Source organism: Neobacillus rhizophilus, assembly GCF_018343535.1.
Taxonomy (GTDB): domain Bacteria; phylum Bacillota; class Bacilli; order Bacillales; family Cytobacillaceae; genus Neobacillus; species Neobacillus rhizophilus.
The window spans coordinates 464,343-490,323 of the sequence record NZ_JAGYPF010000004.1; the positions used below are offsets into that span (position 1 = coordinate 464,343).

Below are 25,981 nucleotides of genomic sequence, written 5' to 3' on the forward strand. Positions count from 1 at the left end.
TATGGCGAACATTTTATTTTATTTGACTTTTGCACTAATGTCCCTATTATTTGTCATAATTCTATTCATGCTTATTGGTTGGCGCTGGATTATGAAACGAATCGTGAAAATGGCTGGTAAAATTATATTATCTGACAGTTATCAAGAAAATATTATGGAACTGCTACCAGGCCTTCGGCATATGGGGATTCAAAATGTGCTGGAAAATAGCTTACGGGCAGAAACGGGAACTGTCCTTTTTCGCCCGCTCGGCGGCTCTGCAAAAAAATGGCCGCATTTGGAACCCATTACTTTTATCCCGGCACAAACATCACCATTTCCCATTGATGGTGTGGATGAGGTAGATGTTACCGTTACCATTGGACCAATGGCAAAAAAGCCAATGAAAATTGAAATTCCATTGATGATCAGTGGAATGGGCTTTGGGATTTCACTTAGTGAACAAGCTAGACTTTCTTTGGCTAAAGCAGCAAATAAGACAGGAACTGCGATTAACTCTGGTCAAGGGGGAATTCTACCCGAAGAATTAAACGCTGCCGGAAAGTATATTTTACAAATTGCTAAAACAGATTGGGCAAAGGAAGATCACTTATTGAAGCGTGCTGATATGATTGAAATTAAATTAGGACAGGGCGCTTTAGCGGGTATGGGCGAAAAAGTTCCGCCACAAAGGTTAGCAGGCCGTGCTCTTGAAGTAATGGGACTTAAGGAAAATGAAGAAGCAGTCATTTATGAAAACTTTTTCGAAGATCAAACATTGCTAGATTTAAAACAACTTGTGGATGAACTTCGGGTACGATCAGGTGGAGTCCCCATAGGTGTCAAACTTGGCGCAGGTGGGAAAATTGAAGAAGATCTTGATCATTTACTCTATATGGGGGTTGATTTTATTACCATTGACGGCGGACAAGCAGGCATGCACGGGGCACCGCCTATATTGTTTGATGATTTTGGAATCCCGACATTACATGCTGTAGTGCGAGCTGTGAACCATCTAGAAAAAAGAAAGATGAAGGGGAAAATTAGTTTAATCGTATCAGGAGGCATGTTAGTCCCCGGACATTTCTTAAAAGTGCTTGCACTAGGAGCCGACGCTGTATATGTAGGCACCGCCATGCTGTTTGCTCTTGCACACGATCAAGTATTAAATGCCCTTCCATTCGAACCACCTACACAAGCAATTTGGTATGACGGCAAGTTCAAGGATCAATTTAAAACCGATGTAGGGGAAAAAACAGCGGAGAAATTCCTAACAGCTTGTACTGAAGAAATGAAAATGGCATTAAGATCAATGGGTAAACGCTCTTTGAAAGAGTTGTCAAAAAAGGATTTAGTTTCCTATGATGAATTGACGGCTAGAAAGGTCGGAATTCCGTTTTCCTTTAGACCATGGGAAGACAAGCAATTTGAGAATTAGTCTCGATAGAAAAAGGTTAATCCCCCAGCCATAGGATGGGGGATATTTTCGGTGGTTTCAGGCACCAAATAACAGCCGGAGTCTTTCTTTGACAGGAATACCTAACTCGCCCTCAATAAATTTTTCCATTTTTGAACCTATTTGTTTTGCATAGCTCATCATGCCATATTAACTAACAGATGAATGTACTCCCAATAAATTGATTCCGTAAATTGGTCAAGTTGTGGTTGAGGTCCTGCTATAAACGATCGAGCAGGCGGAATAGCCATGAACCCGGTCGAATAAAGGAGTTAAACTGAATAAGATTACTTAGATATGAACTTGAGTTAACGGCAACGGCAGTTTTTTCTTGTTAAGCTAACCAGCACTTGACTCAAGAAGAAGTGAGGGAGAAGACTAACCAATTCAATAACCATCATTCCCGAATCATGATCTTCCGATTTTTAAATGAACCTGAATGCTCCAGCGTAATGTGCACTTCAATTGACTTTATACTATTTTGACGGAGCAAAGTATTCTGATCTTTTAGCTTTTTCCAATCGGAAGGATATTTTCTGTAAAGCTGGTGTTCTAAGTTGAAAAAATCAATCTTATGTTTTAAGCCTAATTGATATAATTGCCTAACCTCCGTTATGATCCCCTTTTTCACGAATTCCTCCATAGCGGCCACATTGATTGTATTGTTCTTCATGCGATTACTCACAACACCATTGGCAAGGTAGCGAATCGTAAAGCGAAAATGGCCGTTTTGTTTTTCAGGTACGATTTTTACCGTTTGGTCTTCAAGTACCGCAAGAAATTCGGGACTTTTTCCGTTTGGCAAAAGTATGGAAGCTCGTACGGTCTGCGGATTCAGCCAGCGCATTCCTTTTAATTTCTCATAAGGAAAATGTCCTTTGTACTTTTGATTGTCTAAAAAAAACGCTCCATCGATTTCTAATTTCGCGTCGTTCTTTTTATTTTTCTTCCATTGTTTGTCATTGATGGCGAGCGAAGGGATGTAAGTGGTGCGGCCAGGTTCAAAAAAATCCCGCGCAAATTGATATAACTTTACCGGCTTAATGGTAGAGCTTTGTTCATAAGAACTTTCCGGACTATGCAGAATCGTATTTAATGAGTTTTGACTAAAAAAACCAGCTGCAGAGAGGATATCAATCATGGAGTCCTTTGTCCCGAAAATCCATGGAGTTGGCCGGAATTCATAATAACGTGTCAAGCCATCAAAGACACCACCCATTCCTTTTTTTAACGCTGCTTCACTCAATACGATGGCAGTGACATGTGCCCATAAAAACCGTTCTTGCGCTGTCTGATAAGCTTTAAAAAACGCATCAATAAACGTTGCCCCACTTGTCTTGGAAACATAAACTTCAGGAGGCAAATTGCCGCCACCTTCCCTTTTCGCAACAGAGGTCAAGCCCAACATTTGAATATAGACATAATATTTCCCATCGCGAAAATCAACACCAATGGCGGTTGCGAAGTTTTGATTTTCAATTTCCCCGATGTCATGGGAGCAAGCTGGGACGAGAGATAGAATAAGAATGATAGAAAAAGCCATAAGTAAACTTCGTTTCATATTACTTTCTCCGCTTCTGCAAAAATGAAATGCCAAATTTTTTACGGTCAAATGGGTTTACAAACAATGCTGCCAAATATTCTTTGAATGATAACGAGGCAATGGGTTCGAGATAAGCTATTTTAAATGACTCCAATTTGGAAAGGTAAATAAGAATGCTTAAGAATCCGACAATAAGCCCATATATACCTAAAAAAATGGATATCAGTAAGTTATAAAGCCGAAGAATGCTTACGATTCCAACTAATGATTGGTTCACTAGTGTGTAGCTTGCGACCGCTGTTAACGCAATAATCACAATCATTGTGGGGGAGGCAAGCCCAGCTCGAATCGCAGCATCCCCTATAATGATACCTCCTACAATGGAAACCGTTTGACCAAGAACGGTCGGCATTCGAATTCCCGCTTCTCTCAACAGCTCAAACAAACCTAGGATAAAAATCGCTTCAAGTCCGATTGGCAGTGGCAATCCTTCACGCGAAACAACGACAGTGGCCAAGAGGGCAAAAGGCAATTGATCCATATTGATAGAAGAGAGTGACACCCAAAACCCCGGCAGGAAAATAGCGACTAAGAAACCGATAATTCGAATAGACCGCCCAAACACAACAAGATAGTAAGGAAAATGAACATCCTCAGGCGATTTAATCAGCTCAAAAAAATTAATAGGCCCAATTAATACGGAAGGGGATCCATTTACTATTAAAATAAACCGTCCCCGCAGCATGCTTTCAATGACAAAATCGGGACGCGTGACATAATCCAATAAAGGAAACAAAGAAAACGACCGATCGGAAAGCCATTGTTCCAATTGACCACTGCTGACAACACTTTCACTTTGAAAGTCAGCAAGCCGCTTTCTGACTTCTTCAATGATGTCTTTATTGGCTTTATCATGTAAATAAAGCAATGAAACCTCGGTTTTACTTAACGATCCTACAGTAAAGGACTCGCAATAAAGCTGTTCTGACTTCATTCTCTTGCGTATCAAGGAGATGTTAACATTCATCTCTTCGGTAAAACTATCCTTCGGTCCTTTAATCGAAACCTCTGTCGTCGATTCCTGCGGTTTTCGTTGTGGAACCTTGCTTATATCAAACACATGAAAAAGAGGAGCCCCTTCCCGATACACAATCAGCGAACCTGAAAACACATGATTGACCATGTCATTCATGCTTTTTACGTGCCGGACAGGAGGGAGCACATCAAAATCCCTTCGTGGTTCTTCGCTTCCGATGCTTAGAATAATGCGGTTAAAATATTCGTTTAACTGTGTGGAGTCAAGCATTCCTTTGCAATAAAACGCTTGAAGTTTATCGTCTTTTTCAACGGGGATAAAGGTAATATCCGCATAATGGCAAAAAAAACTATTCACCTCCTCGCAGGACAATGCTCCTTTTTCCAAAGCATGATCGTATTGTTTCATGTTCATATGTTTTGGGTTCCTTTCTTCATGGGCAGATAACTAATGATCAATAATATCAGCGAAATGAACACTGAAAATATAAGAGCCCCCGGATAAAAGAATTTGCCGATCATCGTTTGCACCCACATGTCACTTATTGGAATGACCGTCAATATTCCTAGAAGAAGCGAAATAAGGACAAACACGTACTTTTTTTTAGGAGCAGGCGTTTCAGCTTTCACCATATTTGCAAGCAAATAAAGACCTAAAGAAATGCGGATGATTTCACCGCTTAATAATTGAAACACTGCTAAAAAGTCAACATGGGAAATATATTCTCCCAAGGTGATGAGACGCCATTGTTCAAATGCTGGGAACCGCATGTCAGCCGCAACCGCTGGACCAAATGAAGATAATGACCCCATTGTAGGGCCAAGAATCAGACCAGCCAAAATCGTAATGAGAAAGAAAAGGTTCCCCAACGTAAACGATTGCTTTAAATGGTGCTGGAGAAGCAAAAGCACAAGCAAATCCGCACTTCCCCCAAGAACAATGATGGACCCTTTTACGATCGGTTGGTAGCCATGGATAAGGACCGGGAAAAGGTAGGAATATTCTTTTGCTGGGATAGTAAAACAAGCGACAAAAATGCCAAGTAACCAAACAATCGGCAATAAAACGGCTGAAACATAGACTATCGATTTTAGACCACTATAGGCGGACCAGACACTAATCAACAGGAACGGTAGCATGACAACAAAGGATGGAGTTTGCGGCAGAAAATAAATATGAACGGATTGAATTAAATCATAAAATGAAATGGCACTAATTGCGAAAACATACACCACAAGGCTACTATTGAAAATATAAGAGATTTCACTTCTTGTTCGTGCTTTGACCCAGTCATAAAGACTTAATCTCTGTTGATTATTTTTCATGATCAAAAATAGAACCATACCCCAAATGAGTAAAAAGACGTAGGCAACTAATACACATATCCATGCATCACGCTTCCCTGTTGTTAGCAAATGAGGAATGATGAGCACATGATTCGAAATACCAATGAAAAGAATGAGAACAAAAATTAATTGAGTCCTAGAAAATTGCACGTAAACACCACCTAAAATTTCCTGCTGTTGTTAGGTTTAGTTTGTATTTCCAAATTATGCATGGAACAGATGGGCTTTATGTGTTAACCCGAATAAGGAATGAAATGATATGGATCATAAAATGCTCATCAATTTACTAACTGGCAAACATGACTCTTAATCTAGGATTACGCTGGATGACTACCTTCATTTATGCTTGTCCTGAGGAAGTATTGTTTAGAGGATTTATTTTACAAAAAATGGCTAAAACACTTAAGTTTTTATAGGCAAATCTATACTGTTCCTTGCTGTTCGTCTCGATCCATTTTCCTGCCTAGTTTATACAAACGACAACTTTTGTGGAAATAATTGGAGGTATCTTGTTATCTGGTATAAAATATCCTTAAACAGGTGTCATCCCTCGATATAAAGGCAGGTGTTCCACATGAGGAAATGGGTTAAATCTATTTCTATTGTATTAATCCTATTTGGAGTCCTATTGATTTATCTGAAGGATGTTTATTACCCTTCGCTTCCGATCGATTCAGTTTCAAAATCCGAAGTAATAAACAAGGTTCACAAATCGGATGGAAATATAGTTAAAATTGCAGAGGAAGATAGTTACCAATGGTATATTTCAGAAATGAAACAAGGGAAAGCTTATGAGAATTTAAAAAGTTTTATGGAAGAGAAAGGCTGGTTTTTTAAAGAACAACTAGGTTCGGGTTTCGTTTTTCAAAATGAACAAGGAGAAATCATGGTTTCAAGTGAAATGTGGACTAGGAAATTTGTAATCTTTCATTTTCCAAAAGGTATATAATAACCAGTTTCATGACGAAAAGAACCGCACCCAAATTATTACGATTAGTGTGCAGTTTAATTTTTACAATGAAAAGTTTTCTATAATCTTTGGAATTATTTCATTAAAAATCTCAAGAAACATATTGAACAACATGACGGCCGCGGGTATGACAAGAATGGCAAAGCTTATATAAGCAAGTTTCAACATGCCATTTGAATGGTTCACCCAATTGGTTATCCGATTGATGGACCAAACATGAATAAAAGCCCCTATAAAAAACAATACAGAAAACAACGAGATTCCTAATGGGGCTTGCGGCCCAAATAATTCGTTGTTTGGGTTTGACAAAAACATTGGGACCCCAAAAATAATCAAGCTTAACAATCCATAGTAAAATCCCTTTCGGACCAAGCTCATTCTTGAGGTTTGAAAAATAATCGTATAAAGGATACTGTTGGCCAAGGTAACGGCAATCCCCAAAACAACAAGCAGCAAGGTTCCGGATAAATGAAATCCACTCGCCATATGCGGGAAGAAAAACGCAATGATTCCCATCACCAATCTCAATAAAACCCCGTAAAGAATCCCTGTAAACAGCGCTCCCATAAAGGAAATACCAAAATTTCTTATGATTCTTTTCCACCACTTCGAGCCCATTTCCTGCACTGCTTTAGCTCTTTGCTCCCCCTTTATATAAATCACCCCATAATCAATTTTTAATCAGGTCTCTGCCATATTATATTTATGCCGAGATGCGTGTCACTACCTGCTGAAATAAAAAAATTTTCAGTGTTGCTAGGATTATGGGAAGTAGGACTAATGAAAAAAGACCGACGCAATTTGGCTTCTAAAAAACAATTGGTCGCGTAGAAAGGGTATATGAGCCCAAACCGTTGATGTTATCAAGCATTTTGGTCGCATAGAAAGGTTTTATGCGCCCGAACCGGTGATAGTTTCAAAAGTTGGGTCACATAGAAAGGTTATATGAGCCCAAATTGCTGATGGCTTTAAAAGTATGGTCGTATAGAAAGGTTATATGAGCCCGAACCAGTGATGGTTTCAAAAGTATGGTCGCATAGAAAGGCTATAAGCGCCCGAACTGCTGATGGTTTTAAAAGTATGGTCGCATAGAAAGGCTATAAGCGCCCGAACTGCTGATGGTTTCAAAAGTTGGGTCGCATAGAAAGGTTATATGCAACCGAACTTCTGATTTCAAGGATAAAGGCGTATAGATAGGCTAGAAACATCTAAACGTTAGATTATTTGGAACTTATGCGAAGCAATGTAGGATAAGGGGAATTTTGGATTTAAATTAGGTTTACCATTTATGGTAAGCCTGTTTTTTTCTTTTGCGTTAAAATGGGAACAGGTTGGAAATTTAGTAGAAAGGGATGAAATTGGATAGGTTTGAAAAACACATTATTTCATAAATTCAGCATAAAGAGATTGTCTCTCTTTATCTGTTAATCTAATTAAATTTTTCAAAATACTAATTAAAAGGGGAGAGAACAAGTATGAAAAAAATCACCAGCCTTTTTCTAGCTGCTATGTTGCTATTCTTAGTTTCATGTTCAGCTGAAAAAACAGACAAACAACCTAAGGAAACAGAAAAACCAAATAGTGAGGCAGTGAATGTTGATAAAGGACTATTAAGTGTCACAATCACTTTGCCAGCCAGCATGTTTGAAGATCAGAACGTTGACGAAGTAGTGGCAAATGCCCAAAAAGAGGGTATTACAGCAACGAAAAATGAAGACGGTTCAGTCACCTATAAAATGTCTAAATCAAAACATAAAGAAATGATGCAGGAAATGAAAACGACTGTCATCCAAACGGTCAACGATGCCAAAAGTGGCAAAGATTTTCAATCTATTAAAGACATAACTTACAAGGATGATTTCTCTGAATTTACTCTTATAGTAGACAAAGCAGCTTACGAAAACAGCTTTGATGGATTTGCCGCACTGGGTCTTGGGATGTCTGGGATGATGTATGAATTATTTAATGGAGTTAAGCCGGAAGAATATAAAGTTACCATCAACATTAAAGACCAGGCGACTCAAAACGTATTTGACCAAATCGTTTATCCAGATGCATTAGATAAAAAATAGAAAAGGGGAAACAGTCATGAAAAAGATGGGTTTATTTCTAGTATCCTTAGTAATCATTCTTGCACTAGCTGCCTGCGGGCAAGACACGAAAGATGTGGCAGTCAAGGATACAGCCGCCGCAAAACAAGAGCAGCCAAAGAAGAATGAAGAAAAGAAACAAGAGCAAACGGTATCAAAACTAGGTTCCCGCACCAACCCGGTCCCATTTCAAAAAACGGCTACTGTAGATGATGAATTGTTTAATGATGCGGGAGAGTCTTTTCCCATCAAATTTGATTTAATGATGGAGGAAGTCACTCGTGGTGACGCAGCTTTCCAAACATTAAAAGCAATGAACGAATTCAATGAGCCAGCACCAGAAGGTTATGAATGGGTAGTAGTTAAAGCGAAAGTAAAATTCACAGAATCAAAAACACAAGATTTATCCTTTAACATTGATGGAATCATGAATTTTAAGATGGTCAGCGAGAGTGGCGACATCTATTCTGGCGATGCATATGGTACAACAGATCCAGATTTTTCATTTGAAATGTACGTAGGAAATGAGAAAGAAGGGTATATTGCTGGACTAGTCAAAACTGGAGAAAAGGCGCAGCTCCGTTATGAAGAGCTTATGGATGGACAGGTTTTCTTCAACCTACAATAATAATAATGGAAGTGAAGGCGATTAAATCGATCTGCCTTCGCTTTTTTCACTTTACAGTTTGCAGTAAAAATCCTTGTGGGATCCAGATTTCTATACTTTCGTTTAACTCTCGAACCCTAACATTCCAAAAAAGTTTGCTATTTAGGCCAATTTCAGATGGTATCCACTAATTTGGGATGATCATTATATATAATTAAATATGGAGTAAATAAAATCTAATTAGCTTAAGCGTTTCAATATCAAACCTTTTCTTTTGCATAAGTTTTTACTCCAAATACATAAAGCATAATGGGGAAAAATCATTGACACAAAATGAAGACTAATGATATTATGAAATTTTTGATAAATAAGAAAGAGTGTGGTATCCTTAAAAAGGTAACAAATATTGAATGATTTCGTTTCTTAAGTTTTTTTCCATCGCTATCCAGTTCCTTTAACTCATATTTTTAAAGGACCTCTTTATATCCTCATAATCGATTGTTTCTTATTTTCTCCGTACAAATCGATATTTTCCGAATGAGTTAATTAAAGTAATTTTTGAGTTTTATAATCCTGATTCACACTGGCACGGTCAAGGAGCCGTAAGGATGAGAGAGAGGCAGGGCTTTCATTGTTTTAGGTAAGAATCCATATTTTATGTTTGGAGAGGTTTTAAATACCACTAGAAAAGTGAGTTTTTTACAAATTGGAGGGATAACTTTTGAACAAAACTCAATTAATAAATGCAGTATCAGCGAAGTCCGAGCTATCTAGGAAAGATGCAGAATCAGCTGTAGAGGCAGTATTCGATATCATCACACAATCATTAGTTTGCGGAGATTCTCTTGCACTTTTAGGGTTTGGTAAATTTGAAGTTTGTCAACGTGAAGCTCGTACTCGTATCGACCCTAAAACGGGGGAAGAATCGATCATTCAAGCCGGCAAAGTTCCTGTTTTCCGGGCAAGTAAGTCATTAATACAGAAAATATAGGTTTAAGGGTTATCACAATTTAAGATATGTGCCATGTTGTTACGAAAATCAGCATTTGGTCCTTAAACTTCCCTTCTTGGATGGCTTCATATTAAACAAAATATACTGAATAAACTTTCATCTATCTAGATAATAATATAATCATACCAAGATTTCTTAAAAACCTTGGTGGGGTAATTATCATTTAACAATTGTGTACATTTTTACACAATAGGAGGCAGCAAAATTGGAAAAAGGTAAAGTAAAATGGTTTAACAGCGAAAAAGGTTTTGGATTCATCGAACGTGAAGGTGGAGAAGACGTATTCGTTCATTTTTCAGCTATCCAAGGTGAAGGCTATAAATCATTAGAAGAAGGTCAAGAAGTTACTTTTAACGTAGAGCAAGGTCAACGTGGACCACAAGCTTCAAACGTTCACAAAGCCTAATTATAAGAAGAACGAATAAAGAGGCTGGTCCTAAAAGTTACACTTTTGGGACAGCCTCTTTTTTAATAAAAACAAAAAAACCCCACTCACGAATGAGTAGGGGACATGTAACGGTAAATCAAATGGTACACTCAGTGTAGCATACTATCACGAAATTACCTAATTTGAAATAGGATGAATGAAAAGTTGGCTCTTTTTATTTACTTTTCTCGAACCTATCAACTGTCATTTGAAAAAGGAACCTTACAAAATCAGGTACCTCAATTTACCGTACACCCGAGGGTGCATTCCTTAACTTTCCTAATTAGCTTGTAAAAATCAACACAGACGTGCATTCAATCAAGGAGTTTAGTCCAATCTAAAAAATAGTAAACACATAGAAGGGGTTTTGATATGACAACATTTCATGAAATGGGTATTAGTGAGCCCATTCAAAGAGCGATTACAGATATGGGATTCGAAGAAGCATCTCCTATTCAAGAGAAAGCCATTCCCATAGCTTTGACGGGTAAGGACATTATTGGTCAAGCGCAAACAGGTACCGGAAAGACGGCTGCCTTCGCTATACCGATTTTGGAGAAAGTGGATACGAGTAAAAAATATGTTCAGGCGATTGCAATTGCACCTACAAGAGAATTAGCTATTCAGGTTTCAGAAGAGATCAATCGACTGGCGAAATACATGGGCATAACCTCTCTCCCGATATATGGAGGGCAGTCGATAGATCGCCAAATTAAGGCATTAAAAAAGGGACCTCACATTATTACGGGAACACCCGGAAGACTTTTGGACCACATAAAACGTAAAACGCTAAAGTTAGACCGCATCTCTGTGGTGGTTTTGGATGAAGCTGATGAAATGTTAGATATGGGCTTTCTGGAGGATATAGAACGAATCCTAAAAGAGACCCCTGAAGAAAAGCAAACCTTGCTGTTCTCCGCAACCATGCCAAAACCGATTCAAAATCTTGCGGAAAGGTTTATGAACGATCCAGAGTTAGTAAAGATGAAAGCGAAGGAAGTTACCTCTCCAACTGTAAAGCAAATTTATTATGAGGTTAATGAACGGGATAAATTTGAAGTGCTTTGCCGTCTGCTAGACGTGGATAACCCAGAATTAGCAGTAATTTTTGGAAGAACAAAAAGACGCGTCGATGAATTAAGTGATGCATTGAATAAAAGAGGATATCTTGCTGATGGATTGCACGGAGATTTAAATCAACGACAGCGAGATGTTGTGATGAATAAATTTCGCGAGGGTAACATTGATATTTTAGTTGCAACCGATGTGGCTGCGAGGGGAATTGATGTTTCAGGGGTTACCCACGTCTACAATTTTGACATTCCTCAAGACCCGGAAAGTTATGTTCACCGAATCGGCAGAACGGGGCGGGCAGGTAAGACTGGGTTAGCTATTACATTTGCTACACCGAGGGAAACCGGACAAATCCGCAGTATTGAAAAAGCATCGAAAGGGCATATCCAGCGCAAATCTATACCGACGGTAGCAGAGGCAAGGGAGTCTATACAGCAAGCGGCAGTAGAAAAGATGATGCAATTGGTTGAAGAGGAGCAGTACACACAGTTTAAACGTGCAGCAAGCGAATTGCTAGATCAATACGACTCCATAGCGTTAGTTTCAATTGCCTTGAAACTGTTGTCCAAGGAACAGAGGGATGTTCCCGTTCAGCTAACTTCCGAAGCACCGCGATATGCCAATAAGCCTAAAATAAAAGGCCAAGAGAAATCAAGGAGACACTCTAATGGGAAAATGGAATTTGGAGCAAAAGGGGGAAATAGCAAACGTAAGAAAACATCCATGTCCTCTCGAAAAAAGAAAGCATAATAAAATGAATACAGGGGATTTAGGGGTCAGTCCCCCGGTGAATTAAAGCATTAACGCACCGGGGGACTGACACTAAAATTAATTTTTTTCGACAGAAGCAACATGTGTATTCTTGGAAAAAATGATTTCCTTAAACATATCGACATTTTTATTCGCACATAGGGTAGGTTTTGTCACCCAGTAAAATTTTTGCACCATTTTATGTCCGGAAATTCTCATGACTTTTAGGGTACCTTTTTGCACTTCACTTTTTACAGCCGAATAGAATAAAATTCCTACTCCTAACCCATTTTCTACTGTACGTTTCATTGCCTCAGTATCTCCGATTTCCATCGAATTCGAGGGGGTAAATTCTATCCCAAGCTGTCTCAAGGTATTCTCCGCAAGCTTATGAGAACCGATCTCCATAATAATGAAATTTGCCTCAAGCAACTCTTTGATCCCTAATTCATCGTCTTGCGCCCAAGGATGATCCGGTGAGAGGATTAACACGATCTCGTCTTCCGCGAATGATTCTTCTATCAGCGAATTCATCTTTATTTCCTCCACGACAAGTCCCACATCAATTTCATCATGTAAAAGTCTTTGAATAACTTCTTTCGTTCTCCCAACCTTAACTTGAATAACATTTTCTATCATCTGTTTCTTACACTGGGAGATAATCCTTGGAAGAAAATATGTACCAATCGTTAAACTTGTCCCCACTTTTATTGGGTTATTACTGGTCTGTTGTTCTTGGGTTGCAAGGAATGATTCGTCATATAATGAGAGAATTTTCTCCACATAGGTTACTAATGTTTCGCCTGCAGGAGTTAATGAAATATTTTTCGAGCGAATAAATAATGGAACATTGTACAACTTTTCTAGGTTTTTAATATGTTGGCTGACAGCAGGCTGGGATATATGTAACTTTTCTGCTACTTTAGAAAAATTCTTATCCTTCGAGAGAGTTAAAAAAATACGATACATTTGCTCAATGTCCATTGGATTCCCTCTTTCTTATACCTATAAGCATTGACTTATAGGACATATAAAAAATCAGTATTTCCGTAATAACTTAATTTTAATTATAATCCAATTAATCGAATATTCAATTATTTTTAAAGTTTAGGGGGAGAAAAGTGAAAATCATCTTAAACCTAGTAATAGTAGGGGCCATTCTTCTTATTTTTGGCTCCGATCACTCGGTATTAGCTGCTTGCACCATAATGGGAGCAACTGGTACAGCGACTCTTGGAAGGCGTGTGTTTCTGGCATCTACCAGTGATAATCCTTACCTTGAAGGCCCGAGGAAACCTGTCGTTGTCACCATCCCAAAAGATGGGGGATATAAATTTGTGCATACCCCTTGCCTGATTAAAGACCCTTCCGGGGAACTGGTTGATATCGGTTCGGATAGGGGGATGAATGAAACTGGTTTTTCCTGGACGAGAGCGTGGGTGGTTCCTAAAGAAGGAGAAAATCCTGAAAAATTACATGCTGTGGATTGGTTTTTAAAAATGGGAGCAACGGTTTCGACGGTCGATGCGGCCATCACATTTGTGAAAGAGAATCCAAAGGGATTCGGCACTCAGGGAAATTACCTTTTTGCGGATAGGAATGGGAACATGGCTGTTGTAGAAGTTGGCTATAAGACGGTTACTGTGGCCGAGACCTTCACGAGTAAAGACTTGGGAATAGCAGCAAGAGCCAATAGGTGGGAAACGGATCCGATGGTACCACTCGATGATAGCAAAAGAGGAAATACCATTCATTTTGATACCTCTGAATTCCGTTATCATCGAGCGATGAGTCTCCTAAAAGAAAACGCATCGCAAATTGATGTAGAAACGATGAAAAAACTAATTAGTGATCGCACTCCTGACCCAAGAGCACCGCATGAAAAGTCGATTTCCAATCATGGGCTTCAAAGCGGGACAGTCAGTACTGAGATTTATGATCCACAAAATCTTACTTTCTGGTATACATACGGCTGGCCAGATGGAGAAGTGGATAATGTTGATTCAGCTATCTTTGGTGAAAATAAAAACACCTGGGGCAGATGGATACCGTTTGTACTAACCGAACTAGAGGAGGAAGGGTATTACACTGATTGGGCTGGTAACATCACTCCAATCGGGGCTAGATATTTAGGAAGAAAAATTGGCAATATTGAGAGCGCTTTATTTTTTTAAAAATGATTTGGATGCCGGTAATAAAAAATTACAGGAGGAAATTCAAAATGAAAGAACCTAAAAAAATTGGCATGCTGACACCATCATCGAATACCGCTTTGGAGCCGATTTGCTCAAGAATGCTGCATGATGTACCTGAGGTAACTTGTCATTATAGCCGTTTCGAAGTGACGAAAATATCACTGGAGCAGGATTCATTAAGTCAATTCAATATGGAACCCATGCTTAGGGCTGCAGAATTACTGGCACATGCCGAAGTCGATGTGATTGCATGGAACGGAACATCAGGAGGATGGATCGGTTTTGATGTAGACCGAAAGCTTTGCGAAGAGATTACGAAAAGGACAGGAATCCCGGCAACCACTTCCATGTTATCGCAAATAAGAGCGTTCAAAGAGCATGATATTAAATCCGTACACCTTGTCACTCCGTATATTCCTGAAATTAATAGATTAATTGCGGAACAATATAAGAATGAGTGTGGAATAGAAACGGTGAATAGTTCCGGACTTAATATTACACACAATCGTTCGTTTAGTTTGGTGCCTCAGGAAAGAATTGAAGAACAGATTAAGGAAGTAACTGTATCTCCAGCTGAAGCTTTAAGTATCGTTTGTACGAATTTTCCTGCTGTTGCTAAGGTTAACTATTATGAAGAAAAGTACAAACTGCCAATGTATGACACGATTAATGTACTTATTTGGGAATGCTTGAAAATGGTAGATATAGAACCTGCCAATGTAAAAGGGTGGGGAGAATTGTTTTCTAGGGCAACTGTAAATGAATAAATGTGAAACCATGATGGTCTTAATCTATATTTCTAGAAGAGTAGCAAACAAGTCTCTTCTTTTGGCAGGTGGTGCAGTAAGAAATGAAAACGCTTTATTAGTATGAATAAACACGTACAAGAATCAATGAGTTGCCATTAGAAAGTGGTGTGGATGGACTAGCTAGAACCCATATTTTACGGGAACTTCAGGTGGTAATGAAATTCTCAACATAAATCTGGTCATAAGTATCACTTTTTAAAATAAAGGGGGAGCTATGATGACAAGTCCAGTAATTCAGCCAAATCAAGAAAGTCAACCAACACAAGGATATGACATTACAGGCGTAGAAGAAAGTTTACGGCCAAATGACCCTGAAAAAAGAATCATGAGTCCACTAAGTTTTGGATTGGCGTTCACAGGGGATGGAGTAAGTCTAGGTAATATGGCGATAGGAACGGGATTGGTTGTGGCTGGAACCGCAACCATGAATTTCTTGCAAACAATGGTGTCATTACTGATTGCAACGACAATTATCGGCGCTGCTTTTCTAATGAATGACGGTTTTGGCTATCGAAATGGTGTACCATATGTCATTCATTTAAGAATGGCGTTTGGGATGAAGGGCGCCATTCTTTCGTCCATCCTGAGAGGCGTTCCTGCGATTGTATGGTATGGGTTTCAGTCATGGATCGGAGCAACTGGATTAAGTGAAATCATCAGAATTGCAACGGGAGGAAAAATTAATAGTATTCCTATTAGTTTTGTCATTCTTGTAATCATCCAAATTGTTTTATCTTTAAAAGGTTTCCACACCATTAAGTGGTTGAACTCTCTAATTGCAATCGTCCTAATGTCCTCATTTGTTTATGCAGCTGTAGTAGTGTTAAAAGACCATAGTGCAGTCATTCATTCAACCTGGGTAGAAGCAAAAGGAACATGGGGGCTCCCATTCTGGTCATTCACAATGGCCTTCCTTGGAAACTACGCTGCGCTTTTTCTAAGTGCATCTGATTACTCACGTGAATTAAAAGTAGGAGTATCAGCTCCTAAACGGTTTTTCATGTACTTTACTCCGGTTACGGTAACGTATTTTACGGTCATGAGTCTTGGCGTTATGCTTGCTGCTGCAACAGGCCTTGCGAACCCTGTTCAAGCGTTCGCAAAAATTGTTAACAATGATTATATTACGTTCATCGTTTCCGTTTTCGTTGTTCTTGGAGCTGTTGCTGTTAACCTGATTGCAAACATTGTTCCGGCAGCCTACATCATTCAATTGTTTACAAAAGTAAAATATAAAGTTTCTGTCGTGATTGCAGGCTTGCTTGCAATGGTATCTTTCCCTTGGAAATTGATTCAGCCTGGTTCATCAGATGGACTCCGAATCTTTATCCTAACCTATTCAGCCTTTTTAGCACCAATTACGGCAATATTAGTCGTTGACTATATACTATTACGAAAGAAAAAGGTAGATATTCATGAATTGTACAATCCGAATGGTCAGTTCAGCGGGTTAAATATGGCTGCAGTGATAGCCATGGTCATTGGCGCAGCCAGTGCCTTTACTGTCGTCGATCTTGGTTGGCCGATTGGATTAGTGGTGGGCGGAATTTCCTACTACTTGTTGAATAAATATGGATTTAAACAATCTGTATTTAAAAAAGGAACCATTTTTGAGAAATAGAAAATTAAATTTCACCAGAAATATAATAGAAAGGATGAGGGGAAATGAAGTTTGATTTGGTGATCCAAAATGGAAGTGTCGTTTTAAAGGACTCTGTTGAAAAAGTGGATATCGGTATTAAGAATGGCAAAATTATTGAGATATCCCAACATATTAACGAATCTGCCAAAGAATATGTCGATGCAACTGGTCAATATGTCATGCCAGGGATGGTGGATGCCCATGTTCATCTTTCTGAGCCGGGAAGAGATTGGGAGGGGTTTGAAACAGGAACCAAAGCCTTGGCCGCCGGCGGAACCACTTCTATTGTTGATATGCCATTAAATGGGCTTCCAGCGACTACGAATAAAGAAGCATTAAGACGTAAATTAAAATGTGCAGAAAATAAAGCCTATGTGGATTACGCTCTGTACGGAGGACTAGTACCTGGGAACATCGAGGATCTCGAGGATCTATCCAACGAGGGAGTTGCCGCATATAAATGCTTCATGGCGACAACGGGCACTGATGAAGTCGGTGACTTTAAAAACGTGGATGTCTTCACACTGTATCAAGGCATGAAGAAATTGGCTGAATTGGGGCATTTTTTATCGATTCATGCTGAAAATGCTGAATTTACAGATCAATATGCCTTAGATAAAATGAAACAGGGAAAGGTAACAATAAGGGATTATGTGGAGTCAAGACCTGTTATAGCGGAAGTTGATGCTGTCAGCCAGGCGTTATTTTTAGGAAAAGAAACGGGATGCAAGCTCCACTTTGTTCATATCAGCAGCAGGCGAGCGGTAGAGGAGATTATTAAAGCCCGCGAGGAAGGCCAGGATGTAACGTTAGAATCCTGTCCCCACTATTTCACGATGGATTTGGAAGCCTTTGAAAAAATTGGCCCTGTTGCTAAATGTGCTCCGCCATTACGCGAAAAGGAAGAGCAGGATCAATTATGGGAAGCACTTTTGGAAGGGAAAATTGATTTCCTAACATCCGATCACTCCCCGTGTCCGCCAGAAATGAAGCAAAGTGACACCAACAATATTTTTGAAATCTTCGGAGGCATCTCGGGCTGTCAAAATAATGTTGATTTAATGTTTGACGAAGCGGTCAAGAAGCGCGGCCTATCTGTTCACCGTTTTGCTCAACTGATTGCCACAAATCCGGCTAATAGATTTAACTTGAGACAAAAGGGCAGTATTGATTTGGATAAAGATGCTGATATCATCCTGCTTGACCCGAATCAATCCTATCAGGTAAGGAAGGAAGATTTATACTACCGTCATCCGCACAGCCCTTATCTCGGGCGGACAATTAATTGTCGTGTCACGAAAACCTTCGTAAGAGGACAGCTTGTATTTGATCTTGAAAAAGGGATCGTTGGCCAACCAGTTGGGAAATATCTTTCCGCAAATAGTTTAGTAGAAATTTAAATCAATATATCGTGATAGTAGAATGGCGTAGGAAGAATTCCTGCGCCATTTCTGTATGGAGTGAGGATGTAAGAGAGAGCGGAGCCGACTCTACAGGGTTCATCTTAAGAAATGGTGATCAATCGTCATTAGCTTTTATTCAACAATCGGGCCATTTAACGGAATAAATCTAACCGTTTCCTTAAGAAACGGTTAGATTTACGAGAGAAAGTTTATTCACTCGTATTTCCTTAAGACAATTGCCGCATTATGACCTCCGAAACCGAATGAGTTAGACAGACCCGTATTTATTTTCACTTGGCGAGCAATTGATGGTACATAATCGAGATCACATAATGGATCAGGATTTTCTAAGTTTATTGTTGGAGGAATTATACCTTCCTTTAAACTCATTGCTAAAGCAATTGCTTCAACCCCGCCTGCTGCCCCTAACATATGACCGATCATAGATTTATTAGCTGTTACTGGAATCTGATAAGCTTGTTTACCAAACAGCTGCTTAATAGCCATTGTTTCGGAGATGTCTCCCACTTTTGTACTTGTTGCATGGGCACTAATAACATCAATTTCTTCTGGCGATATATTTGCATTTTTTAAAGCTGATCTCATTGCAAGATAGGCCCCTTTACCTTCCGGATGTGTAGCTACGATATGGTGTGCATCTGAACTTGCACCATATCCAATGACTTCTGCATATATCTTTGCCTCTCTACGTAGAGCATGAGATAAAGATTCTAAGATTAGAATTCCAGCTCCTTCTGACATGACAAATCCATCTCGATTTTCATCAAATGGACGACTAGCTTTAGTGGGCTCATCGTTTCTTGTTGATAATGCTGTAGCATTACCAAAGCTTGCTATTGATAAGTCTGTTATAGCTGCCTCTGTTCCACCTGCAAACACAACGTCAACTTCTCCAGAACGAATAAGTCTAAAAGCTTCACCAATAGCTGTATTTCCAATTGCACAAGCAGAAACGGGCGACAAAGAAGGGCCCATTGCGTTCCACTTGATACTAATTTGTGCTGCAGCAGCATTAGAAATCATGGCTGGTACTAGGGTCGGGCTAACTCTTCTTGGCCCCTTCTGTCTAAGCACATCAATATTTTCAATTAAGGTTTCAATTCCCCCTATACCTGAACCTACATATACGCCTAACCTTTCTACATCTATATGATCTAGGTCTAACTTAGAATCTACCCAAGCTTGTTCAGCTGCAGCCAAAGCAAATTGAGAAAAACGATCTAAACGTCTAGCTTCGTTCTTTCCTAAAACTTCATCTGCATCAAAATCTTGGACGATACCTGCAATTTTTGTCTTATGATTAGTAACATCAAATGTATCGATAGTGGATATACCAGATTCCCCGTTAATCAAATTGTTCCAAAATGTTTGGATGTTGTTTCCTATTGGAGACACTATCCCCATACCGGTAATCACAACTCTTTCCACTTTTCATCCCTCCAAATAAATAATTTACTTGTATTTTACATCTCCTTTATCCTATTACAAGTGATAGTTTATCCTGGTATAATTACTAATAGGTTAAATTGATAAGTTGAGGAGTTTTAAAAATGAATGATAAAACTAGGCTTGAAGCTTTGTCGACATTCTTAAAAGCTAAGCGTGCCCAAATTAAGCCAGAGTCTGTTGGTTTGCCTGCCGGAACCCGGAGAAGGACACCTGGATTACGAAGAGAAGAGGTTGCACAATTAGCAGGTGTGAGTACCACTTGGTATACATGGCTAGAGCAAGGAAGAGATATAAAAGTTTCTTCAATCGTACTTGATTGTATTTCTACAGCTCTACAATTAAATAACGATGAAAGAGACTACTTATATGACCTGGCATTAGAGGCAAAATCAGAAATTACAAACCAAAAAAAGAATCAATCAGAGCTTAGCCCTTCTTTAAAGCGAATACTAACTGAATTAACATATTGTCCGACTATCATTACGGATCGACATTGCCATATAGTAGGCTGGAATCCTGCAGCTGCTCATGTTTTTTTAGATTTTGAACAAATACCGAATGATCAAAGAAATTTGATTCGTTTAGTGTTCACTAGAAAAGAATTAAAAGCATTGGCCGTCAATTGGGAACATTTTGCGAAGGGTTTTCTTGCTATTTTCCGTACCTATTATGGACACTATTTAGGCGATGAATGGTACAACCAATTTATTAAAGAAATGAGTTATTCACATTCAGAATTTCAGGATTTATGGCAAGAAAGTCAAGTAAGTAAGGCTCCAGAAATGATAATTGAATTCAGACATGCTAAAGCAGGCAAAATGTTGTTTAATTTAACTTCTCTTCAAGTTCAAGGTGATATGGATTTACGGTGCAGTATTTATACACCAGTAGAGGAAACAGATACAGAAAATAAATTAAAGCGATTAATGAAGAGGGTTTCGGTTGAAAATTCGGTACCCGTAAACTAGAAATATAAAATGCAGTGGCTTACGGTGAGCTTTTCCCTGGTAAGGTAGATAGCTCTCACCAAATTGATGAATTTATAGAAATCGATGATTTAATCAAAGCGACAGCCATATATGCCAAAGCATTACATGAATTAAGCCACTTATGAAATCAAAGGCCAGGTAAGTCGTTTAGCCAACAGGTCAACCAGAAAAATAAAATGTACCCTATAGAGTAGACACTAAAAAAAGCCTGCCCTAGGGTACTTTATTTGTCATGATGAAGGAATAAAAGCTGGATGGGCCGAATAAGTCATAGTGATCATGGTTTTGTTGTATTCTCAAAATAAAAGAATGGAGTATTTCATTGAGAATATTTTTTCGTTATATGGCCGACAGTCGAAAATGAAGGTAATTTTATGCGTATGAATGGCTTTTTTCGAAATTAATTGAGGATTATTGTTATCGTCACCCGGAAATTTCGGAATACCCTGCCATGTTGGAGAGAATTAGAAGCTGGAGAGAAAGGTATGTCCAAAATGGAAGGGACCACTTGGATTTGGTTTTTACCTTTTTAGGACCGATTAATTTATACTATAGTCAGATTTTTTCTTGTCTTTTAACTTTGAAAGATTACACTAAACAGTGAGGAGATTGGTTGTATGCAAGTTGTAACCAAAATGTTTTTAGAACAACTCGACATGCATTTCCATGAGAATGATTGGTTTGCATCCATGGATCAGGCGCTTCATGGAGTCATCGCAGCTGAGGCAGCATGGACAAGTTCGGGAATCAGCAATTCGATTTGGCAGATTGTCAACCACTTGATATTTTGGAATGAAGACGTAATCCATCGAATTAAGGGCACAGAGAATCCGCATAAGGCAGAAGACAATGAAGAAACCTTTGGAAATCCTGGGGATCCAGAAGACGAAATTGGTTGGGCCCAGACAGTGCAGCGCCTTAATGAAGTCATGAATAAATTAAAAACGATCATTGCGGACCTTGACGATGAAAAGTTAAAAGCTCCGTATGCAGCTAACAGGTACTCTATTGAGCGTTTACTCAGCAATATCATGATGCACGATACGTATCATCTTGGACAAATTGTTCTGTTGCGAAAGTTGCAATCCTCTTGGAGTGGAGTTGATTGGTCCTAAAGCACCATAATTCAGTGACCTTCTTCGCCCAGCCGTAAAAGAAGTATTGACGGTGTGAAGCCCTTTTCATTCTCTATGGTGAAGCGGGTGATTTTCCTGCTTTATGGATGGCTAAACGGGTGTGTTAGTCAAATAAATTAGAACGTATTTGCAGAGCGATTTTTCGCATATTTCATTGTTCAACAGTCGGGCGCTTTTCTTATATAAGAAGGCGTCTTTTTGCATGTACAACACATTTAGGGATAGTTATTAGAATGCAAAAAGGCGGAAAATCAGTTAATTCTCCGCTTTTTTACATTCTAGTATTATTTTTAAGGCCTCAATGAGCCCAGGTAGTTTTTCATAATTTGGTTGATCGTTGTTATTTATGATCTCATTGATCCTGTTTGGATTCGGGTTTCTGCCTCCTCAATAGTAAACAGAACAACTATCTCCATTTTCCATCGTCCACCTCGAATCTTTTCATTATTATATGTGAAAAAATTAAAAGTGTTTGCGCTTTTCCCCATTTTAATCGTAGGAGCAAAGTTTAAGAATAGACTACTACTTGATTACATATTTTTCTTTTTTTAAAGAGAGTTAATAAATAGAGGTGATAAAAAATGGGGAATTTACTAAGCAAGGCGGACCAATATAAAAACCATTCCAAGCGAGAACGAATGAGTGGATTATTTTCTTTACCAATTAAGTTATCACTGGTTTATTGTACTTTGTAATGAAATAGAACTTTCAAATGGGACTAGATTATTATGTATTGAACAAAAAAGCGTTTCTGTACATAGCAGAAACGCTTTTTCTAAAGCAAGAATAGAATTCAGTTTAAATTCTATTCTATTAAGTCAATGATTAAAAAAACTCATTATCAATATTTATAAAACTAATTTTATTTATTATCTTAACTTTGATAATATTCTAATAACTTAAAAAACTATTGTCAAAATATCTTACATGATTCTAATTTATACCATTATTTTACTTATATTACAAGAGATAAGGAGGAATTCTTCGTGAATGTAATAGATTTAAGAAGAGATTTTCACCGTTATCCTGAACTAGGCTTTTCTGAGTTCAGAACCGCTTCCAAAGTGGTTGAGGTCCTAAAGTTTTTAGGGTTTAACGTTTTATTTGGTGAGGACGCAATTGATTCTGACTCTCGTCGTGGGGTCCCATCTAAACGTGAATTGGACGAGGCATATGCAAGAGCACTAAAATACGGCGCCAATCTAGAAATAATTGAAAAAATGAAAGGCGGCAATACCGCAGTCGTAGGAGAATTGAAAGGAAAAAAGGAAGGGCCTACAGTAGCTTTCCGATTTGATATGGATGCTTTACCAATTCATGAGAGCAGCGATGAGGATCATTATCCGCACGCAGAAGAATTCTCCTCTGAATTCTCTGGAACTATGCATGCCTGTGCACATGACGGCCATACGGCCATGGGGCTGTTACTAGCTGAAAGATTAGCAGACCGAGAGTTTGCTGGTACCTTGAAACTAATTTTTCAACCTGCTGAAGAAGGAGGACGAGGCGGATATGCGATGTCCCAAAAAGGGATTGTCGATGACGTGGACTTTCTGTTTTGCTCTCACCTTGGATTAGATTTACCACTAGGAGAAGTTCATGGAGGAAATTCAAAATTTTTAGCTTCTTCCAAAATGAAAGCCTATTTTTACGGTGTTCCATCACATGCTGGCGGTACGCCTGAAAAAGGGCGCAATGCCTTATTAGGAGCAGCAACTGCTCTATTAAATATCCATGCCATCCCTCGTTTCAGCGGTGGAACCACTCGGGTGAATGTAGGAATATTGGAAGGCGGAACTGCAGCAAATATTATTCCGAGCGAAGCTTCTATGGTCATTGATGTCCGGTCTGATAAAGCAGAAATAAAAGACGAACTAGAAGAACGGGTGAAGTCGATTGTAGAACATAGTGCCCTGATGCACGGATTAACATCTAAGATAGACATAATCGGTGAAGCGACCACAATCCAACCTGATCCAGAGTTGGTTTCGGTGGTGCTCGAAGAGGCAAAGCAAATCGATGGGTTTACTTCTTTCAAAGAAGATTGTGACATTAGCCTAGGCAGCGAAGATGCTTCTTTCCTTATTAAAAGGGTTCAAGATAGAGGAGGAAAGGGAACTTACATGAATATTGGTTCCCCATTACCGGCGCCGCACCATCATCACAAATTTAATATTGATGAGGCTGTTCTGCCGCTAGCCGTTCAACTGTTAGTAAGAATTGGAAAACGGATGTTAACTTAGAAGAATAGTTCTAAATCTAACATACCGATTTCCGAATTTTTAAATAAAAAAGGGGGTTTATTTATGACAAAAAGGTTTAAAAAGCTCAGTTGGTTAATCACATGTCTGTTATTGCTCTCAATGGCCTTAATCGGTTGCAGTAGTGATTCAGACAAACAAACGAAATCCGCTAGCGGTGAGGCTGTAACGAAAAAAGGGGGAGATCTTCACGTTGCGATTGATGCTCAGCCGCCAACATTAGATCCCCAAATCTCTACCACCACTGCTACAAAAGAAATCGCCAGACACATCTTTGAAACCTTATTGGTGTTAAACCCGGATTATGAAGTGCAACCGATGTTAGCAGAATCCTATGACGTAAGTGAGGATGGTTTAACCTATACCTTCAAATTAAGACAGGGTGTTAAATTCCATAATGGTAAAGAGATGACTGCAGAAGATGTAGTCGCATCGATGAACCGCTGGTTAACCAAATCAACACGGGCTGCGAATGCGATTGGAAAAGGCCAATTTGAAGAAGTAGATAAATATACGGTTCAATTAAAAATTGAAAAGCCGACCATTGGTGTATTAGATGTCATTGCTTCCACCAACCAATTTGCTGGCATCATGCCGAAAGAAATTATTGACAATGCTCCAAAGGACGGGATAACCGAAATTGTCGGGACCGGACCTTTTAAATTTGTTGAATGGAAACCAGACCAATATATTAAAGTGGCAAAATATGATGATTACAAACCTGTAGATGCACCATCGGATGGATTAGCAGGTAAAAAGGAAGCTTTGGTAGATAACATTATATTTGAAGTTGTGACTGATGGCTCTACTAGACTAGGTGGAATTACAACAGGTCAATATCAAATTGCTTATCAAATCCCTTCTGATAACTATGAACAAATTAGCAGTTCCTCTGATATGAAACCAATCTTAAATTTATATGGGGGTCTGTCCTTCGTATTTAACAAAAAACAAGGGCCATTTACGGACGAAAAACTTCGTCAGGCAGTAAACACAGGGATTAATAATAAAGACGTATTGATTGGGGCGTTTGGGAATAAGAAATTTTACCGATTAGATAATGGATTAATGTATAAAGACCAGAAAAAGTGGTACACAGATGCCGGGAAAGAGTATTATAACCAAAATGATAAAGAAAAGGCTAAACAGTTACTTAGTGAATCAGGCTATAAAGGAGAAGAGATCCGCATTCTAACAACCAGGGATTATGAGTATAGCTATAATTCTGCTGTTGTCATGAAAGAAGAATTAGAAAAGATTGGAATTAAGGTGAAATTGGACGTTGTGGACTGGGCAACATTAACATCTAAACGGAATGATCCAGCTGCATGGGATGCATTTATTACTGGATTTTCTCCAGTATCTTTGCCTACTCAAACGTTACCATTAGACCCTAATTACGCAGGCTGGCCGGCCGATGAGAAACTTCAACAATTCACAGAACAAATTCGTACCGCTGCATCTGATAAGGATGCTTATGCCAAATGGGAAGAAATGCAGGAATATGCTTGGAAAGAGTATGTACCTTACATTAAAATCGGTGATTATTATACCTTCCATGTCTATCGAAATAACGAAATTAAAGGAAATACTTATTTCGAAGGTATGATCCTATGGAATACAAGTCTAACAAAATAATAACTTCTTAGAATAACAAGAGGTAGATTGGTAAGGGGTGACCCCACGAGTAAGACAGTGACCGGAAGGATGTTCAAACATCTCAATCTGGAAATTGTGCAGTGAGGTTTGCCCTTTACTAGTATAAATCCTGCTTGTTATCTTCCGT

General features: G+C 38.9%; 21 protein-coding genes. 15 read left to right on the forward strand and 6 right to left on the reverse strand.

Translation table 11 applies throughout. From position 1 onward, the window contains the following. Position 1 precedes the first annotated feature (1 nt). Positions 2-1,417 (forward strand): FMN-binding glutamate synthase family protein, encoded by a 1,416-nt coding sequence (locus KHA99_RS20550; protein WP_213119345.1) that lies wholly within the window; start codon positions 2-4, stop codon positions 1,415-1,417. Between the two features lie 415 nt (positions 1,418-1,832). Here the strand turns inward: KHA99_RS20550 and KHA99_RS20555 are convergent, their stop codons facing one another. Genes KHA99_RS20555 through KHA99_RS20565 form a run of 3 tightly spaced genes read right to left on the reverse strand, consistent with a single transcriptional unit; the run spans position 1,833 to position 5,510 of the window. Then, positions 1,833-2,996: a Ger(x)C family spore germination protein gene (locus KHA99_RS20555; RefSeq protein WP_213119346.1), complete on the reverse strand. Its 1,164-nt coding sequence runs from the start codon at positions 2,994-2,996 to the stop codon at positions 1,833-1,835. Between the two features lies 1 nt (position 2,997). Continuing rightward, positions 2,998-4,428, reverse strand: coding sequence for a spore germination protein (locus KHA99_RS20560; RefSeq protein ID WP_213119347.1), 1,431 nt, complete (start codon positions 4,426-4,428; stop codon positions 2,998-3,000). Beyond that, positions 4,425-5,510, reverse strand: coding sequence for an endospore germination permease (locus KHA99_RS20565; protein ID WP_213119348.1), 1,086 nt, complete (start codon positions 5,508-5,510; stop codon positions 4,425-4,427). The genes KHA99_RS20560 and KHA99_RS20565 overlap by 4 nt, the downstream gene beginning before the upstream one ends. Before the next feature lie 424 nt (positions 5,511-5,934). Between KHA99_RS20565 and KHA99_RS20570 the strand changes: the two genes are divergently transcribed. Next, positions 5,935-6,309, forward strand: coding sequence for a hypothetical protein (locus tag KHA99_RS20570; protein ID WP_213119349.1), 375 nt, complete (start codon positions 5,935-5,937; stop codon positions 6,307-6,309). Positions 6,310-6,372: 63 nt separating this feature from the next. Here the strand turns inward: KHA99_RS20570 and KHA99_RS20575 are convergent, their stop codons facing one another. After that, complete coding sequence (locus KHA99_RS20575) at positions 6,373-6,948, reverse strand: hypothetical protein (protein WP_213119350.1); 576 nt, start codon at positions 6,946-6,948, stop codon at positions 6,373-6,375. Between the two features lie 857 nt (positions 6,949-7,805). Between KHA99_RS20575 and KHA99_RS20580 the strand changes: the two genes are divergently transcribed. The 5 genes from KHA99_RS20580 (at position 7,806) to cshA (ending at position 12,290) form a co-directional block, all read left to right on the forward strand. Continuing rightward, positions 7,806-8,402 (forward strand): hypothetical protein, encoded by a 597-nt coding sequence (locus KHA99_RS20580; RefSeq protein ID WP_213119351.1) that lies wholly within the window; start codon positions 7,806-7,808, stop codon positions 8,400-8,402. 16 nt (positions 8,403-8,418) lie between these two features. Continuing rightward, positions 8,419-9,048, forward strand: coding sequence for a hypothetical protein (locus KHA99_RS20585; RefSeq protein WP_213119352.1), 630 nt, complete (start codon positions 8,419-8,421; stop codon positions 9,046-9,048). 700 nt (positions 9,049-9,748) lie between these two features. Continuing rightward, entirely contained in the window at positions 9,749-10,018 is a 270-nt protein-coding gene (locus tag KHA99_RS20590) for an HU family DNA-binding protein (protein WP_213119353.1), read from the forward strand. A 226-nt stretch (positions 10,019-10,244) separates the two neighbouring features. Further along, positions 10,245-10,445: a cold-shock protein gene (locus tag KHA99_RS20595; RefSeq protein ID WP_213119354.1), complete on the forward strand. Its 201-nt coding sequence runs from the start codon at positions 10,245-10,247 to the stop codon at positions 10,443-10,445. 393 nt (positions 10,446-10,838) lie between these two features. Continuing rightward, complete coding sequence (gene cshA / locus KHA99_RS20600) at positions 10,839-12,290, forward strand: degradosome RNA helicase CshA (RefSeq protein ID WP_213119355.1); 1,452 nt, start codon at positions 10,839-10,841, stop codon at positions 12,288-12,290. Positions 12,291-12,368: 78 nt separating this feature from the next. Here cshA and KHA99_RS20605 read toward each other — a convergent pair whose 3' ends face one another. Next, a complete protein-coding gene (locus tag KHA99_RS20605) occupies positions 12,369-13,274 on the reverse strand; it encodes a LysR substrate-binding domain-containing protein (protein ID WP_213119356.1) in 906 nt (301 codons plus the stop codon). 137 nt (positions 13,275-13,411) lie between these two features. Between KHA99_RS20605 and KHA99_RS20610 the strand changes: the two genes are divergently transcribed. The 4 genes from KHA99_RS20610 (at position 13,412) to allB (ending at position 18,336) form a co-directional block, all read left to right on the forward strand. Continuing rightward, entirely contained in the window at positions 13,412-14,464 is a 1,053-nt protein-coding gene (locus KHA99_RS20610; RefSeq protein ID WP_213119357.1) for a carcinine hydrolase/isopenicillin-N N-acyltransferase family protein, read from the forward strand. A 47-nt stretch (positions 14,465-14,511) separates the two neighbouring features. Then, on the forward strand, positions 14,512-15,252 hold the full coding sequence (locus KHA99_RS20615) for a maleate cis-trans isomerase family protein (protein ID WP_213119358.1): 741 nt from the start codon (positions 14,512-14,514) through the stop codon (positions 15,250-15,252). 259 nt (positions 15,253-15,511) lie between these two features. Beyond that, positions 15,512-16,915 (forward strand): NCS1 family transporter, encoded by a 1,404-nt coding sequence (locus tag KHA99_RS20620; RefSeq protein ID WP_249366793.1) that lies wholly within the window; start codon positions 15,512-15,514, stop codon positions 16,913-16,915. A 44-nt stretch (positions 16,916-16,959) separates the two neighbouring features. Further along, the gene (allB, locus tag KHA99_RS20625) at positions 16,960-18,336 is read left to right on the forward strand and encodes an allantoinase AllB (protein WP_213119360.1); all 1,377 of its coding nucleotides are present in this window, start codon (positions 16,960-16,962) and stop codon (positions 18,334-18,336) included. 216 nt (positions 18,337-18,552) lie between these two features. Here allB and fabF read toward each other — a convergent pair whose 3' ends face one another. Next, positions 18,553-19,788, reverse strand: a complete 1,236-nt coding sequence (gene fabF, locus KHA99_RS20630; RefSeq protein WP_213119361.1) for a beta-ketoacyl-ACP synthase II — start codon at positions 19,786-19,788, stop codon at positions 18,553-18,555. A 122-nt stretch (positions 19,789-19,910) separates the two neighbouring features. Between fabF and KHA99_RS20635 the strand changes: the two genes are divergently transcribed. From KHA99_RS20635 to KHA99_RS20650, 4 genes are all read left to right on the forward strand, one after another. Then, the gene (locus KHA99_RS20635) at positions 19,911-20,777 is read left to right on the forward strand and encodes a helix-turn-helix transcriptional regulator (protein ID WP_213119362.1); all 867 of its coding nucleotides are present in this window, start codon (positions 19,911-19,913) and stop codon (positions 20,775-20,777) included. A gap of 638 nt (positions 20,778-21,415) precedes the next feature. Continuing rightward, complete coding sequence (locus KHA99_RS20640) at positions 21,416-21,913, forward strand: DinB family protein (RefSeq protein WP_213119363.1); 498 nt, start codon at positions 21,416-21,418, stop codon at positions 21,911-21,913. A 1,007-nt stretch (positions 21,914-22,920) separates the two neighbouring features. Then, positions 22,921-24,177, forward strand: coding sequence for an amidohydrolase (locus KHA99_RS20645; RefSeq protein ID WP_213119364.1), 1,257 nt, complete (start codon positions 22,921-22,923; stop codon positions 24,175-24,177). A gap of 63 nt (positions 24,178-24,240) precedes the next feature. Beyond that, entirely contained in the window at positions 24,241-25,833 is a 1,593-nt protein-coding gene (locus KHA99_RS20650; RefSeq protein ID WP_213119365.1) for an ABC transporter substrate-binding protein, read from the forward strand. Positions 25,834-25,981: the final 148 nt, after the last annotated feature.

Excerpts from the sequence above, each read along its gene's own strand:
- KHA99_RS20550 (WP_213119345.1), top strand. The coding sequence starts at position 2 with ATGGCGAACATTTTATTTTATTTGACTTTTGCACTAATGTCCCTATTA.
- KHA99_RS20555 (WP_213119346.1), bottom strand. The coding sequence starts at position 2,996 with ATGAAACGAAGTTTACTTATGGCTTTTTCTATCATTCTTATTCTATCT.
- KHA99_RS20560 (WP_213119347.1), bottom strand. The coding sequence starts at position 4,428 with ATGAACATGAAACAATACGATCATGCTTTGGAAAAAGGAGCATTGTCC.
- KHA99_RS20570 (WP_213119349.1), top strand. The coding sequence starts at position 5,935 with ATGAGGAAATGGGTTAAATCTATTTCTATTGTATTAATCCTATTTGGA.
- KHA99_RS20575 (WP_213119350.1), bottom strand. The coding sequence starts at position 6,948 with ATGGGCTCGAAGTGGTGGAAAAGAATCATAAGAAATTTTGGTATTTCC.
- KHA99_RS20580 (WP_213119351.1), top strand. The coding sequence starts at position 7,806 with ATGAAAAAAATCACCAGCCTTTTTCTAGCTGCTATGTTGCTATTCTTA.
- KHA99_RS20585 (WP_213119352.1), top strand. The coding sequence starts at position 8,419 with ATGAAAAAGATGGGTTTATTTCTAGTATCCTTAGTAATCATTCTTGCA.
- cshA (WP_213119355.1), top strand. The coding sequence starts at position 10,839 with ATGACAACATTTCATGAAATGGGTATTAGTGAGCCCATTCAAAGAGCG.
- KHA99_RS20605 (WP_213119356.1), bottom strand. The coding sequence starts at position 13,274 with ATGGACATTGAGCAAATGTATCGTATTTTTTTAACTCTCTCGAAGGAT.
- KHA99_RS20615 (WP_213119358.1), top strand. The coding sequence starts at position 14,512 with ATGAAAGAACCTAAAAAAATTGGCATGCTGACACCATCATCGAATACC.
- KHA99_RS20620 (WP_249366793.1), top strand. The coding sequence starts at position 15,512 with ATGACAAGTCCAGTAATTCAGCCAAATCAAGAAAGTCAACCAACACAA.
- allB (WP_213119360.1), top strand. The coding sequence starts at position 16,960 with ATGAAGTTTGATTTGGTGATCCAAAATGGAAGTGTCGTTTTAAAGGAC.
- KHA99_RS20635 (WP_213119362.1), top strand. The coding sequence starts at position 19,911 with ATGAATGATAAAACTAGGCTTGAAGCTTTGTCGACATTCTTAAAAGCT.
- KHA99_RS20640 (WP_213119363.1), top strand. The coding sequence starts at position 21,416 with ATGCAAGTTGTAACCAAAATGTTTTTAGAACAACTCGACATGCATTTC.
- KHA99_RS20650 (WP_213119365.1), top strand. The coding sequence starts at position 24,241 with ATGACAAAAAGGTTTAAAAAGCTCAGTTGGTTAATCACATGTCTGTTA.